Here is a 12885-nt window from a genome sequence, read left to right as displayed (position 1 = left end):
TTCCATCGGGAACCGAGGGTGCCATGTCCGACCATATCGTCCTCACTTCGCACGCACGCCGCGACCGCCCGGCCGAGCCGATCCACTGGGGCGCGCCCACGGCGGCAGAGCGTGGTCCGGTCATCGCCAGCCTGGCGAATCCGGCGCAGCGCAATGTAATCGGCACCCACGCCGGGGCCTATGCCATCTACCGGGCACTGGCGGTGGCCTCGGGCGCGCTGCAGCGCGACCATCGTCCCGACCTGACCGATACGGCGCCCGCCGAAGCCATCGGCCCGCATCCGCAGTGGGGCGACCCGGACAAGATTGTCTCGCTCGATCCGTGGGGCCACCTGGTTTCCACTGTCTTTGCCGACCGCATCGCGGCCGGCGTGGATATCCGCCCGACCATCGCCGTCACCCGTGCGCATATCAACATGCCGGAGCTGGTGTCGGCCATCGCGGCCGGCCGGCTCAAGCCCGACGGCGACATCCTTCATGCCAATGGCGACGTCCGCGTGACCAAGGCGGCAGTCGACCCGGTGTGGTACCTGCCCGGGCTGGCGGCCCGCTTCGGCATCAAGGAAAGCGTGCTGCGCCGCAGCCTGTTCGAGCAGACCGGCGGCATGTTCCCGGAACTGGTGACGCGGCCGGACCTGAAGGTGTTTCTGCCCCCCATCGGCGGCATGACGCTGTACTTCTTCGGCGACGTCAATCAGTTGGGCAAGCCCGAGACCCGCGTGGCCTGCCGCGTGCACGATGAATGCAACGGATCGGATGTGTTCGGGTCAGACATCTGTACCTGCCGGCCGTATCTGGCACATGGCATCGAGGTGTGCATCGAGATGGCGCAGCAGGGCGGGGTCGGGCTGGTGGTCTATAACCGCAAGGAGGGCCGCGCGCTGGGCGAAGTGACCAAGTTCCTGGTCTACAACGCCCGCAAGCGGCAGGTGGGCGGCGACCGTGCCGAGACTTATTTTGCCCGCACCGAATGCGTGGCAGGCGTGCAGGACATGCGTTTCCAGGAGCTGATGCCGGATGTGTTCCATTGGCTGGGCATCCGCCGCATCGACCGCTGGGCGTCGATGAGCAATATGAAGCATGGCGCGCTGGTGGCGCAGGACATCGAGGTGGTCGAGCAGGTGGCGATCCCCGAGGCCCTGATCCCCGCCGATGCCCGTGTCGAGATCGACGCCAAGGTGGCCGCCGGCTACTTTACGCACTACACGCCGCCGGATGCGAACGAACTGGCCCTGGCAAAGGGCAGGGGGTTGAAGGAATGACGATGTATCCCGAGGACGGCAGTGCCGGCAAGGACCGCCAAAGCACTGGCTGGCTTAGCCCGGTGCCGGAAGGGCATCCCGCTTCCGCGCTGCTGTGCGCCGAGGCGGTGCGCACCCATTGCGCGGCGGTCACCGAACACGTGGCCAGCGGCGCGTCCGAACTCTTCACCTGGCATCCCGACCGCGTGCATGCGATTGCCGATTACGTCGCCAGCACCATTCGCCAGCGCTACCCGGACCTGCAGGTGCCGTACCACAGCCGCTGGCGCCATTTTGAAAGCGGCGGCGTAGACCAGCGCGCGGACCGCTGGCAGGTGCTGTGCGAGCGCGCCGCGCTGAGCGGCCCCGAACACCGCGAGGAGCGCGCCCGCATCGGCATCGACCTGGTGATCCCGAGCGTACTGCTGGACGCGGGCGCCGGCCCCGACTGGCGCTACCGCGATCCGGCCAGCGACCTGGTGCTGACGCGCTCGGAAGGGCTTGGCGTGGCCAGCTTCGACCTGTTCGCGCGCGGCGGCTTCTCCGCGGCGCCGGGCGATCCGCTGCGCGCGGATGCCGAACGGCTGCAGCGCATCGACGCGGACAGCATCGCCCACGCCTTCCAGGTCGCGCAGCACAACCCGCTGGTGGGGCTGGAAGGCCGCGCCGGGCTGCTGCGCCGGCTCGGCGAGGTGATGGAGGCGACGCCGGCGCTGTTCGGCCGGCCGGCCCGCCTGGGCAACCTCTATGACTACCTGAAGGCGCATGCGGTCGGCGGCCAGCTCGATGCCAGCTTCCTGCTGCGCACCCTGCTGGTCGGGCTGGGACCGGTGTGGCCGGGGCGGATCATCGTCGAAGGCGTGTCGCTGGGCGACTGCTGGCGCCATCCGGCCGCGCCGGGCGGGCTGGTGCCGTTCCACAAGCTGACTCAGTGGCTGACCTATTCGCTGCTCGAGCCGCTGGAAGACGCCGGCCTGACCGTGACCGGCCTGGACGCACTGACCGGCCTGCCCGAATACCGCAATGGCGGCCTGCTGTACGACTTCGAGCTGATGGTGCCGCGCGACCCTGGCTTCACCGCCGAGCCGCATGCGGTGGATGAGCCCGTAATCGTCGAATGGCGCGCGCTGACGGTGACGGGTCTGGACCTGGTGGCCGACGGCGTGCGCCAGGCCCTTGGCCTGGCGGAGGCGGATTTCCCGCTGGCACGGGTGCTGGAAGGCGGTACCTGGGCGGCGGGGCGCCGCATCGCGGCCAAGCGGCGCCCGGGTGGTGCGCCGCCGTTCGCCATTGTCAGCGACGGCACGGTGTTCTGAGCGCGCCGGCCGCACGGCGGCGGCAGAGGTTGGCAGCCGTTTATTGGCAGCCTTTGGCAGGCATTGCATGTGAAACGTGGGATCAGGAGCGTCACCATGAACGACATGTCCGCTGTTTCCGCAGTTGAGCCCCTTGATTCCGGTGCGGCAGAGCCCGCGGGCCTGCCCGGCGTGATGGTGGTCGACCACCCGCTGGTGCAGCACAAGGTCACGCTGGTGCGCAGCGAGGAAACCACCACCGACAATTTCCGCCGGCTGGTGCGCGAGATCAGCCAGTTGCTGACCTACGAAGCCACGCGCGACCTGGCGATGGAGACCATTGCCATCCGCACGCCGATCGCGCCGATGCAGTCGCGGGTGCTCTCCGGCAAGAAGCTGTGCCTGGTGTCGATCCTGCGCGCGGGCAACGGCTTTATCGACGGCATGCTGGAACTGCTGCCGGCGGCGCGCGTCGGGCATATCGGCCTGTACCGCGACCCCGAGACGCTGGAGCCGATCGAGTACTACTTCAAGATGCCGGAAGACATCCAGGAACGCATGGTGATCGTGGTGGACCCGATGCTGGCCACCGGCAATTCGGCAATCGCCGCGCTGAACCGGCTGAAGGAGGCCGGTGTCACCACCATGAAGTACGTGTGCCTGATTGCCTCGCGCCCGGGGCTGCGCGCGCTGCGCGCGGCGCATCCCGAGGTGGGCATCGTCACCGCGGCCATCGACGACACGCTTAACGAGCACGGCTACATCGTGCCCGGCCTGGGCGATGCCGGCGACCGCCTATACGGTACGCGCTGATGGACACGCATGCCGGCGCCGCGGCGCTGCGGCCGCTGCCCGCGCGCGATGCCTCGGCCGGGCGCATCCGGCAGGAGAACCAGGCCATGATCCTGCACGCGGCCGAGCACGTGTTTGCGCGCGCGGGCTTTGCCGGCGCCACCATGGCCGATATCGCGATGCGCGCGGGCGTGCCCAAGTCCAACCTGCATTATTACTTCCGCACCAAGCAGGCGCTGTATCGCGCGGTGCTGGGGCACACGCTGCAGCTATGGCTGTCGGAAGCCGACATCATCCGCGAAGAGCTGCCGCCGCAGGTGGCGCTGGAGCAGTACATCCGCGCCAAGATGCGGCTCTCGGCCAGCCATCCGGATGCGTCGCGGGTGTTTGCCAACGAGTTGCTGCACGGCGCGCCCGAAATCGGGGAGATCCTGCGCCATGCCCTGCGCGAACTGGTGTCGCGCAAGGCCGCGGTGGTGCAGCAGTGGATCGACCGCGGACAGATGGCGCCGGTAGACCCGCAGCACCTGTTCTTCACCATCTGGGCCGCCACGCAGACCTACGCGGATTTTGAATCGCAGGTATGCGCCGTGCTCGGCGTCAACCGGCTGGGGCAGCAGGACTATGCGCACGCCACCGAGCACGTGGTGGTGATGCTGCTGCGCGGCTGCGGCCTGGCGCCTGAGCCGCTTGCCTGAGCCGCACAATTTCTACCAGAGACTTCGACAACACATGCTCGACCTGATCCTGCGGCGCTGCAACCTGCCCGACGGGCGCACCGGCATCGATATCGGCATCGCCGGCGGCCGCATCGCCGCGGTGGAGCCGGCACTGGCCGCGCGCGCGGGCGAGGAGATCGACGCGGCGGGCCTGCTGGTGACGCCGCCGTTCGTCGATGCGCACTTCCATATGGACTCCACGCTGTCGTACGGGCTGCCGCGCGTGAACCAGTCCGGCACGCTGCTCGAGGGCATCGCGCTGTGGGGTGAGCTCAAGCCGATGCTGACGCAGGAGGCGATCGTCGAGCGCGCCCTGGCCTATTGCGACTGGGCCGTGGCGCGCGGGCTGCTGGCGATCCGCTCGCATGTGGACGTGTGCGATCCGCGCCTGCTGGCGGTGGAGGCGCTGCTGCACGTGCGCAAACGCGTGCGGCCCTACCTCGACCTGCAACTGGTGGCGTTCCCGCAGGACGGGGTGTTGCGCGCGCCCGGCGCGCTGGACAACCTGAGGCGCGCGCTGGACATGGGCGTCGACGTGGTCGGCGGCATCCCGCATTTCGAGCGCACCATGGCGCAGGGCGCGGAGTCGGTGCGGCTGCTGTGCGAGCTGGCGGCCGACCGCGGCCTGCGTGTCGACATGCATTGCGACGAGAGCGACGATCCGCTGTCGCGCCATATCGAGACCCTGGCCAGCGAGACCGTGCGGCTTGGCCTGCAGGGCAGGGTGGCCGGCTCGCACCTGACCTCGATGCATTCGATGGACAACTACTACGTGTCCAAGCTGATCCCGCTGATGCGCGAGGCCGGCGTGGCGGCAATCGCCAATCCGCTGATCAACATCACGCTGCAAGGGCGGCACGATACTTACCCCAGGCGCCGCGGCATGACCCGCGTGCCGGAGCTGATGGCGGCCGGCGTGCCGGTGGCGTTCGGCCACGACTGCGTGATGGATCCCTGGTACAGCCTGGGCTCCGGCGACATGCTGGAAGTGGCGCACATGGGGTTGCACGTGGCGCAGATGACCGGGCAGGAGGCGATGCGCGCCTGCTTCGAAGCCGTGACCGCCGCGCCGGCGCGGATCCTCGGGCTGGATGGCTACGGCCTGGTCCCCGGCTGTCGCGCCGACCTGGTGCTGCTGCAGGCGCGCGACCCGGTGGAGGCGATCCGGCTGCGCGCCACGCGGCTGCGGGTCCTGCGCGCCGGCAAGACAGTCTCCAGCATGCCGCCGGCAACGGCCACGCTGGCCCTGGCAGGCCGCCCGGCGCAGGTGGATTTCCTGCGATATGGCAGTGAGCGGCAATGAGCAATAGAAAGCACAAAGTTTTTGAGAAAGGGTGTTGACAGTACCCGTCACGCTCGGCATAATCTCAGTCTTCGCATCGCAGCAGCAATGCAGCGAAACGAAGCCCAGATGGCGGAATTGGTAGACGCACTAGGTTCAGGTCCTAGCGGTGGCAACACTGTGGAGGTTCGAGTCCTCTTCTGGGCACCAATATTTGGAAAGGCTCGCGCAAGCGAGCCTTTCTTCGTTTCAGCCCAGAAAGGGAAGTCCTTGAGGACTTCCCGCGAGGACGAGAAAAGGCAACGCTTGCAAGCGTTGCCCGGGGTCGCGCATGGGTGACCGAGTCCTCTTCTGGGCACCAATATTCGGAAAGGCTCGCGCAAGCGAGCTTTTTTCGCTTCAGCCCGTGAGAATGGGCAACGCCTCTGATTATTGAAAGAACCCGCAGCCATGCGGGTTTTTTTCGTCCGTCGCTCCAACCGGCCTTTCAACTGGCCGCCATACCTTCCTGGTTCTGTGCCTCGCGCACGCAATTGCGCCCTTCGGCCTTGGCGCGGTACATGGCCGCGTCGGCCGCGCCGAACAGGCGCTGCCAGTGGTGCGGGCCGCCATGCCCGATCGCCACGCCGAAACTGGCGGTCACGCCAAGTTGCGTGGAGCCGGACAGGTAGACCGGCCGCGAGGCGACCGCCGCGCGCAGCGTTTCCGCCAGCGCCGCGGCTGCACCGGGCCGGCCGTGCGGCAGCAGCAGCGCGAATTCCTCGCCGCCGAATCGCGCCAGCACACCTTCAGGCGGCACCAGCGCCCGCATCATCGCGGCGATGCCGCGCAGCACCTGGTCGCCGGCGGCATGGCCGTGGCGGTCGTTGATCTGCTTGAAGCAATCCACGTCGATCAGCACCAGGCTGGCACTTTCGTGTGCCGCGTACTGGGCCGCCACCAGTTCCAGTGCGCGCCGGTTCAGCAAGCCGGTCAGGCTGTCGGTGTGGGCCTGGTGCTCAAGCTGCTCGGTCAGCGTGGCGCGCTCGCGCAGCTTGCGCCGCAGGATGTCGATAGCATCGAACAGGCGCCGCATTTCGGCCGCTTGCGTGGCGGGTTTGGCAGGCGAGGTCGGCGCGGGATAGTGGGGGTGGCCGCGGGCTTCGGCCAGGCCGATCACTTCGGCACGCGCGCGCAGCAGCGGCAGGAATACCGAGCGCTGCGCGAACACCAGCATGTAGCCCAGCACCGCCAGGATCAGCGCGGACGTGCCGCACGCCGCCGCCAGCTCGCGCAGCGCCTGTGCGCGCGTTGCGGTGAAATGCGCCACCACCTCGTCCAGGAACACCCTGCGCAGCCGCTCCAGCGGCTCCAGCGTCCGCACGTAGCGGTTGGTCAGCTCGGTGGGCGTCATCGAGTAGTTGCCCGATACGCGGCCCTGCGCGACCAGGCTGTCGATCATGGCCACGCCCTGGCCGAAGAACTGGTGGCCGGCATCGGCGTAGGCCTGCTCCAGCGCAGGCGCGGCGCCGAACATGTTGTATGCGGGCCCGGCGAGCTGCCACAGCTCCAGCAGCCGTCCGCGCGAGCGCGTCGCGTCGACCAGGCTCTGTACCGGCATCGGCTGGCGCGCCGCCACCGGCGCCATGATCTGAGAGGCCATGCGCCCGCCATACTCGCGCAGGTCGCCCAGCATCTTGCCGGTCAGCGCCGGCGCGGCCAGGCCGTCGTCACAGGCGGAAAGCTTGCGCACCTGCCAGGCAATGGCAGGCTGCAGCGCGTCCACCACCTCGAACATGCTTTCAATCGCATGGCGGATCTCGTCCATGTCGCGCTGCTGGCGCGGGCGCCCGGCAAGCTCGTCGATCTCGGTGCGCGCCCGCGCCAGCCGTTCACGCACGCGCTCGATCATCAGCGGCGGCAGCTGGTGGCTGTGCAGGCCGAAGGGGACCGGCGGGGGTGCGGACAGGCGCGCCAGCGCGGCATCGCTGCGCGCGCGGAAGACCTGCAGGCGCTCGCGGGCGGTGCTGCGGGGCGAGGGCGGCTCGCCCAGCACGCTGTTTGCCGGGCCGCGCTCCGCGGACAGCGCATTGGCGGCGTCCAGCACCTCGCGGTACGCTGAGATGTCGTACAGGTTCTGCCGGGCCGCGGCGAAATCCCCGTACGATCCGGCGATCACCAGCGCGGCCAGCACCACCGTGCAGAGCCCGCCAACGGCGGTGGCAACCGCCAGCTTGCGCTGCAGGCTGCGGCCGCGCCCGGCCGGCGGCGGGGCGCCGGCGTTCGTGGGGTCGCCGGTCGCTGGCTTACGCCGGCGTGCACGTTGCCACAGCACCATACTGTCTCCACCCGGCGGCTGGATGCCGGGCAATGCCTGGAAGTTTTGTCATTCCCGACATTATTGACGAAAAGGCCCCGCGTCCTGTCCAAATCCCCAGAGATTTGCGACAACCAGCCGCCATCCGCGTCAAGAGCCGGGCCGCCTTCGGGCGCGCGCGAGCGAACATTTCGCGGCTAACGATGGCATGGCAATTGACCTATGCTCAAACTCATCGGGCAAGCTTTTATAACGTCCGAAGGTGGTTGCCATGAGTGTGGTCTTGTCGTCATCGAGAGAGAGAGAGGCAGGGATGAGCCTCGGGTGGCACGCCTGTGCCGCGCACCCCGGCATCGCCCTGCATCACCTGCATTACTGCAGCGTCCTGGCCATGCTGATGTGTGCGCTGGCCCACGCAGATGAGGCAGTTCCGGATAGCCAGAGCCTCTCAGGCTGGGATCAGCCGCTGCAGGCCAACCTGGCACCGCCGGCGATGGCCGGGGCGCCAGACCAACTGGCCGCCAGGGCCGAAGCACCTGGCTGGGCGGTCCAGCCCGCCGAGCCCATCGTCGTCGAGTACGCGGCCTCGCCGCCGCCGTCACCATCCCCATCCTCATCGCCGCTTGCCATGGGCCCCGGGCCCGATGACGATGCCCCGGGCCTCGCCGCCGTGGACAGCGAGACCGCTGCCTTGCCAGAGCGCCCACGCCGGCTGTCGCTGCACCTGGACGACGTTACCACCGCGGGCGGCTTTGCCGACAATCGCATACGCACCATGGCGCTGGCTGTTGATGCCGTGGTGCCGCGCGCGGGCGGTCTGACCATCCAGCCGCGGCTGGAGCTGGCCTACCAGCCCGGCACGAACCCCGTCTCGCCAACGCAGTCGCAAATCATGCCTGGCGATGCCAGCGCCACCGGCATCGGCGTACGCCTGTACGGGGCGCAGCCCACCCGGCTGGCCGGTATCTATCCGTTCGTGGAAGCCGACTGGTGGCAGGACAGCCGCAAGCAGGTCATCAATTTCAACGGCACCAAGATCGATGCCGACCTGTTGCGCGGGTTGTTCTCGTTCAATGTCGGCGCGCACGGCAACACTGCGACGGGCGTGAAGCTGTGGTTCAAGGTGAGGGCGGGACACAGCCCGAGCGGGACGGTCGGGGCGCGCTACCGGTGGTAACCGGTAAAGGGACGCAGGAATGAAAAAAGGGCTTCCGTTTCCGGAAGCCCTTTTCCCTTCTGCATAGGTGGCGCGGCTGGCAGGATTCGAACCCACGACCCCTTGGTTCGTAGCCAAGTACTCTATCCAACTGAGCTACAGCCGCACACGAGAAGCGAGATTGTATAGCAATTATTGAATTGCGCAAGCCCCCCCCGCCAAAAAAACTTCACTTGCTCTCGCTGCCAGGGCAAGCGTCAGCCTGCGGCTACCGACCAGATACCGTCAGTCTCCTGCGCCTTGCCCTCGTCGCGCAGCTTCAGCAGGTGCGCCAGCAGCGATCGCTGCGCAACCGGATGCATGCGCGGCGGCACATCGTCATAGACGCGCAGGACCAGCTCGCCGATCGGCGCCGGGCCCAGCTCGCGCAGCGCGCCGGCGACCTTGGCCTCGCGCTGCAGCCGGTGCCGGACCAGCACGCGGATGGCGCCCTGCGGGCGTGCGATCAGGAAGCCATGTCCCGGCGCGAGCCAGTCCAGGTCTTCATCCTGCAGCGCCGCGAGCGAATCGAGATAGGCGCGCATATCGCCATCGGGCGGGCCGATCACGACGGTCGATCCCTGCATGACGTGGTCGCCGGTGAAGAGGGTCTTTTCCTCCTCCAGCAGGTAGCACAGATGGTTCGACGCATGGCCGGGCGTGTGGTACACGCGCAGGGTGCAGTCTTCGGTAATGGCAATGCGCTCGCCGTGCTCCAGTTCGCGTTGCGGTTCGAAGGTGGCGTCCTGCCACTGGCCGGCGGGCGCGGCACGACCGAGCACGGTGGCGCCGGTGGCGGCCTGCAGCGCGGCGGCCGCGGGCGAATGGTCCACGTGCGTGTGCGTGGCGAGGATCCAGCGGATCGGGCCGGGCGCCGCGTCAAGGATGGCGCGCACGTGCTCGCCATCGTCCGGGCCCGGGTCAATCACTGCCCATTCATTGCGTGCGCCGCCGCCCACGAGGTAAGTGTTGGTGCCCGGGCCGGTCATGACGCTGCCGTTGTTGGCGGTCACGCGCCAGACGCGCTCGGACAGCTGCACCGGCACACCGGGCGCCAGTTCGTAGCGGCCGTGGTCTTTGCCGTCGGGATCGATGCGGCCGATCTCGGCGTAGCACGGCTCATTGGGCATCACCGCACGCACGCCGGCGGCGCCGGTGGCCAGCCGCGGCATGATGCAGGCAATGCCGCGCAGTTGCGAGAAGTAGGCAAAGCAAGCCGTGGCGCTTTCGAACTGTGCGATCGAGCTCAGGGTGCGGCGCGTGACATGCAACTGCGGCAGGCCGCTGTCAGGGGCGGCGGCCTCGGCCGGGCGGACCCAGCGGTGCTCGACGATCTCGGTGCCATCGGGCACGGCCAGCTGGCCTTCGGGCGCGATGGCGACAAAGAAGCGGGTATCGAAACGCTTGGGCAGGCCGGGCGGCGTCAACCAGTAGCTGTGGTAAGCGAGCCGGTCTGCCGCCAGGCGCAGGCCCAATTGCTCGCAGGCATGCGCCAGGCCAGGGCCGCCGCGTTGCACCGACTCGCGCAGCAGCGCCTGTTGGGCGGCGTCGAGTTCGTGCGGCGAGCGCAGGCGCCCGTCGCGGTCGCAGGCAAACAGCAGGCCGGCCTCTTCAAAGCATTCGCGCACGGCGGCCAGGTAGAAGTCCAGGCCGCTGGCGGGCAGACCCAGGCGTTCGCTGGCGATGGTGTCGTCCAGGCCGTGGGCGTGCGCGTGCAGGGTCCTGTCCTGTGCATCGAGCGTGCCGCCGGGGAAGACATAGGCGCCGCTGCTGCGGTCGTTGGCGCGTTCCACGCGGCGCACCAGCAGCACTTCCATGCCGGCGGGCGCGTCGCGCACGACCAGCAGGCTGGCGGCGGGGCGCAGCAGGGGAGCGGGGTTGGCAGGGCGGTTGCCGCTTGTCTCTGTGGTTGTCATTGTGTCGGCATCGTGGTTGTACTGGCGGCGCGCCCGGCCGCAAGACGGGGCATTGCCGCGAGCCATAGTTTAGCCGGGTTCAACGATTCGCTATTCCGGGGCATGCCGGGGGGGCGGGGTCCGGTGGTGGTGGCGCGGCGGCTTTGGCTTTTCCGGCCAGAGGCAGTAACCTGATAGCTCTGCTTCACTTTTTGGCGCGCCATTGCCGGCGTTCCTATGGAGGAGGTCCGCGTGATCCGAGCTTCTTACCTGTGCCTGCCTCTGGCCTGCCTGCTGGCCGCCTGTGAGACGCCGCCACAGCTGGCACCGCGCCCGGTGCCCCCGGCCACCACCCGCATCACTGTCGATCCCCATGCCATGTCCAGGGCCGCTTCCGCCGCCTGCGAACCCGCCGTGGCCGATGCTCTCAAGCGCCGCTATCCGCAGCCCGGCAGCGTCATGCTGATGGCCGACCGCGAGCAGTACTACCAGCGCCCCAATGCACAGACCCAGGTCAATGGCGAAGGCTTGTTCGAGCCGGATGATAGTTCTTCGTCGATCGGCTTCCACTACGCCTGCCTGTACAACGCGCGCACCGGCAAGGTCGACGATGTCCAGATGCGGTATTGAGCAGGCGTGCCTTTCGTCGAAAATACACGGCGACGTATCCCATAATTATTGCGATAAACAGCGGTAATCGCGCCTTTCCATTTCCTTGACCTACCGGTTGAACGGCCATTAGCATACCCACGCGTATTCGCGAAGTTCGCATATAGAACTGTAGTTCTAATCGCGTAACTTTGGCTGACACTGGAGACAAGGAAGCTATGAACAAGATCGCCGGGTTCTTCACCGAACTCATGCGCCGGTATTTGCCGGATCCCTTTGTATTTGCCATTGGCCTGACGCTGCTGACGATGGCGCTGGCCGTGCTGGTGCAGGGGCAGGCTGTCCCGGCGGTGATTGCCAGCTGGGGCAAGGGGTTCTGGAACCTGCTGGCCTTCACCACGCAGATGGCGGTGATCCTGGCGATGGGCTATGTGCTGGCCACGGCGCCGTTTACGGACCGCATGCTCGACCGCATCGTCGGCCTGGTGCATACGCCGCGCACGGCGGTGATCGTCGCCACGCTGGTGGGTGGCATCGGCAGCTACCTGAACTGGGGTTTCGGGCTGGTGATCGGCGGCATTATCGCCAGGAAGCTGGCGCTGAAGGTCCGGGGTGTGCACTATCCGCTGATCATTGCCGCGGCGTACAGCGGCTTCACCATGTACGGGCTGGGCTTGTCGGCCAGCATCCCGGTGCTGATCTCGACTCCGGGCCACCCGATGGAAAAGCTGATGGGCGTGATCCCGCTGTCGGAAACCATCTTCTCCACGCCGATGCTGCTGACCAGCCTGGCGGTCATCGTCACGCTGCCGCTGCTCAACGCCTGGCTGCACCCGCGCAATCCGGCGGAAGTGGTCGAGATCCGCCAGGACCAGGAACCGGTCAAGACCGAGGCCGGCTCGGCCCACAGCATGGGCGGCGAGAACACCCTGGCCGCGCGCCTGAACCACAGCCGCCTCCTGAGCCTGGCGATCGGCCTGTGCGGCATGGCCTACGCGGTGATCTACTTCACCCAGGGCGGCTCGCTGGACCTGAACCTGATCAACTTCCTGATCCTGTTCGGGGGCATTCTGCTGCTGGGTACGCCGGTCAACTACGTGGCCAAGCTCAACGAGGGCATCAAGACCATTTCCGGCATCATCCTGCAGTATCCGTTCTATGCAGGCATCATGGCGATCATGGCCGGCTCGGGGCTGGTGGATACCATCTCGCGTGTGTTCGTCGATATCGCCACGCCGCAGACGCTGCCGTTCTGGGGCCTGGTCAGCTCCTTCGTGATCAACTTCTTCGCGCCGTCCGGCGGCGGCCACTGGGTGATCCAGGGCCCGTTCATGATCGATGCGGCCAAGGCCATCAACAGCTCGATCAGCCAGACCTCGATGTCGGTGATGCTCGGCAATGCCTGGAACGACCTGGTGCAGCCGTTCTGGATCCTGCCGGCGCTGGCGCTGTCGAAGCTGAACCTGAAGGACGTGATGGGCTACACCGTGATCATGATGTTCTGGGTGGGCCTGATCTACGTTGCCGCGCTGCTGCTGTGGGGCGCGCAGATTGCCTGACA

10 protein-coding genes and 2 tRNA genes are annotated in these 12885 nt (G+C 67.6%); 9 read left to right on the top strand and 3 right to left on the bottom strand.

Going from position 1 to position 12885, the window contains the following annotated elements; genetic code table 11:
* Positions 1-23 precede the first annotated feature (23 nt).
* The 6 genes from DN412_RS10750 to DN412_RS10725 all read left to right on the top strand — a co-directional run bounded on the left by DN412_RS10750 (position 24) and on the right by DN412_RS10725 (position 5539).
* Positions 24-1262, top strand: a complete 1239-nt coding sequence (locus DN412_RS10750) for a GTP cyclohydrolase II (RefSeq protein ID WP_115014809.1) — start codon at positions 24-26, stop codon at positions 1260-1262.
* Complete coding sequence (locus tag DN412_RS10745; RefSeq protein WP_115014806.1) at positions 1259-2557, top strand: URC4/urg3 family protein; 1299 nt, start codon at positions 1259-1261, stop codon at positions 2555-2557. The genes DN412_RS10750 and DN412_RS10745 overlap by 4 nt, the downstream gene beginning before the upstream one ends.
* Positions 2558-2662: 105 nt before the next feature.
* Positions 2663-3349: a uracil phosphoribosyltransferase gene (gene upp / locus DN412_RS10740; protein ID WP_425267406.1), complete on the top strand. Its 687-nt coding sequence runs from the start codon at positions 2663-2665 to the stop codon at positions 3347-3349.
* Positions 3349-4026: a TetR/AcrR family transcriptional regulator gene (locus tag DN412_RS10735; protein ID WP_115014801.1), complete on the top strand. Its 678-nt coding sequence runs from the start codon at positions 3349-3351 to the stop codon at positions 4024-4026. The genes upp and DN412_RS10735 overlap by 1 nt, the downstream gene beginning before the upstream one ends.
* Positions 4027-4060: 34 nt before the next feature.
* Complete coding sequence (locus DN412_RS10730) at positions 4061-5350, top strand: amidohydrolase family protein (RefSeq protein ID WP_115014799.1); 1290 nt, start codon at positions 4061-4063, stop codon at positions 5348-5350.
* 102 nt (positions 5351-5452) lie between these two features.
* Positions 5453-5539: transfer RNA gene (locus DN412_RS10725), tRNA-Leu, on the top strand.
* Between the two features lie 277 nt (positions 5540-5816).
* Here the strand turns inward: DN412_RS10725 and DN412_RS10720 are convergent.
* Positions 5817-7646, bottom strand: coding sequence for a GGDEF domain-containing protein (locus DN412_RS10720; protein WP_115014796.1), 1830 nt, complete (start codon positions 7644-7646; stop codon positions 5817-5819).
* 250 nt (positions 7647-7896) lie between these two features.
* Here DN412_RS10720 and DN412_RS10715 point away from each other — a divergent pair, with 250 nt between their 5' ends.
* Positions 7897-8802 (top strand): hydrolase, encoded by a 906-nt coding sequence (locus tag DN412_RS10715; protein ID WP_115014793.1) that lies wholly within the window; start codon positions 7897-7899, stop codon positions 8800-8802.
* Positions 8803-8870: 68 nt separating this feature from the next.
* Here the strand turns inward: DN412_RS10715 and DN412_RS10710 are convergent.
* Both DN412_RS10710 and DN412_RS10705 read right to left on the bottom strand, forming a co-directional pair.
* Positions 8871-8947, bottom strand: a tRNA-Arg gene (locus DN412_RS10710).
* 91 nt (positions 8948-9038) lie between these two features.
* Positions 9039-10736, bottom strand: coding sequence for an MBL fold metallo-hydrolase (locus DN412_RS10705; RefSeq protein WP_115014877.1), 1698 nt, complete (start codon positions 10734-10736; stop codon positions 9039-9041).
* A 231-nt stretch (positions 10737-10967) separates the two neighbouring features.
* Between DN412_RS10705 and DN412_RS10700 the strand changes: the two genes are divergently transcribed.
* Positions 10968-11345 (top strand): short-chain fatty acid transporter, encoded by a 378-nt coding sequence (locus tag DN412_RS10700; RefSeq protein WP_115014875.1) that lies wholly within the window; start codon positions 10968-10970, stop codon positions 11343-11345.
* A gap of 197 nt (positions 11346-11542) precedes the next feature.
* Positions 11543-12883, top strand: a complete 1341-nt coding sequence (locus DN412_RS10695) for a short-chain fatty acid transporter (protein ID WP_115014789.1) — start codon at positions 11543-11545, stop codon at positions 12881-12883.
* Positions 12884-12885 lie beyond the last annotated feature (2 nt).

This window comes from Cupriavidus lacunae (assembly GCF_003353055.1).
GTDB lineage: Bacteria > Pseudomonadota > Gammaproteobacteria > Burkholderiales > Burkholderiaceae > Cupriavidus > Cupriavidus lacunae.
This window is presented reverse-complemented; position numbering and strand designations above follow the sequence as displayed.

Bases quoted from the DNA above. Each gene is read 5' to 3' on its own strand.
- DN412_RS10695 (WP_115014789.1), top strand. From the start codon at position 11,543: ATGAACAAGATCGCCGGGTTCTTCACCGAACTCATGCGCCGGTATTTG.
- DN412_RS10750 (WP_115014809.1), top strand. From the start codon at position 24: ATGTCCGACCATATCGTCCTCACTTCGCACGCACGCCGCGACCGCCCG.
- DN412_RS10715 (WP_115014793.1), top strand. From the start codon at position 7,897: ATGAGTGTGGTCTTGTCGTCATCGAGAGAGAGAGAGGCAGGGATGAGC.
- DN412_RS10745 (WP_115014806.1), top strand. From the start codon at position 1,259: ATGACGATGTATCCCGAGGACGGCAGTGCCGGCAAGGACCGCCAAAGC.
- DN412_RS10730 (WP_115014799.1), top strand. From the start codon at position 4,061: ATGCTCGACCTGATCCTGCGGCGCTGCAACCTGCCCGACGGGCGCACC.
- DN412_RS10705 (WP_115014877.1), bottom strand. From the start codon at position 10,736: ATGACAACCACAGAGACAAGCGGCAACCGCCCTGCCAACCCCGCTCCC.
- DN412_RS10735 (WP_115014801.1), top strand. From the start codon at position 3,349: ATGGACACGCATGCCGGCGCCGCGGCGCTGCGGCCGCTGCCCGCGCGC.
- upp (WP_425267406.1), top strand. From the start codon at position 2,663: ATGTCCGCTGTTTCCGCAGTTGAGCCCCTTGATTCCGGTGCGGCAGAG.
- DN412_RS10720 (WP_115014796.1), bottom strand. From the start codon at position 7,646: ATGGTGCTGTGGCAACGTGCACGCCGGCGTAAGCCAGCGACCGGCGAC.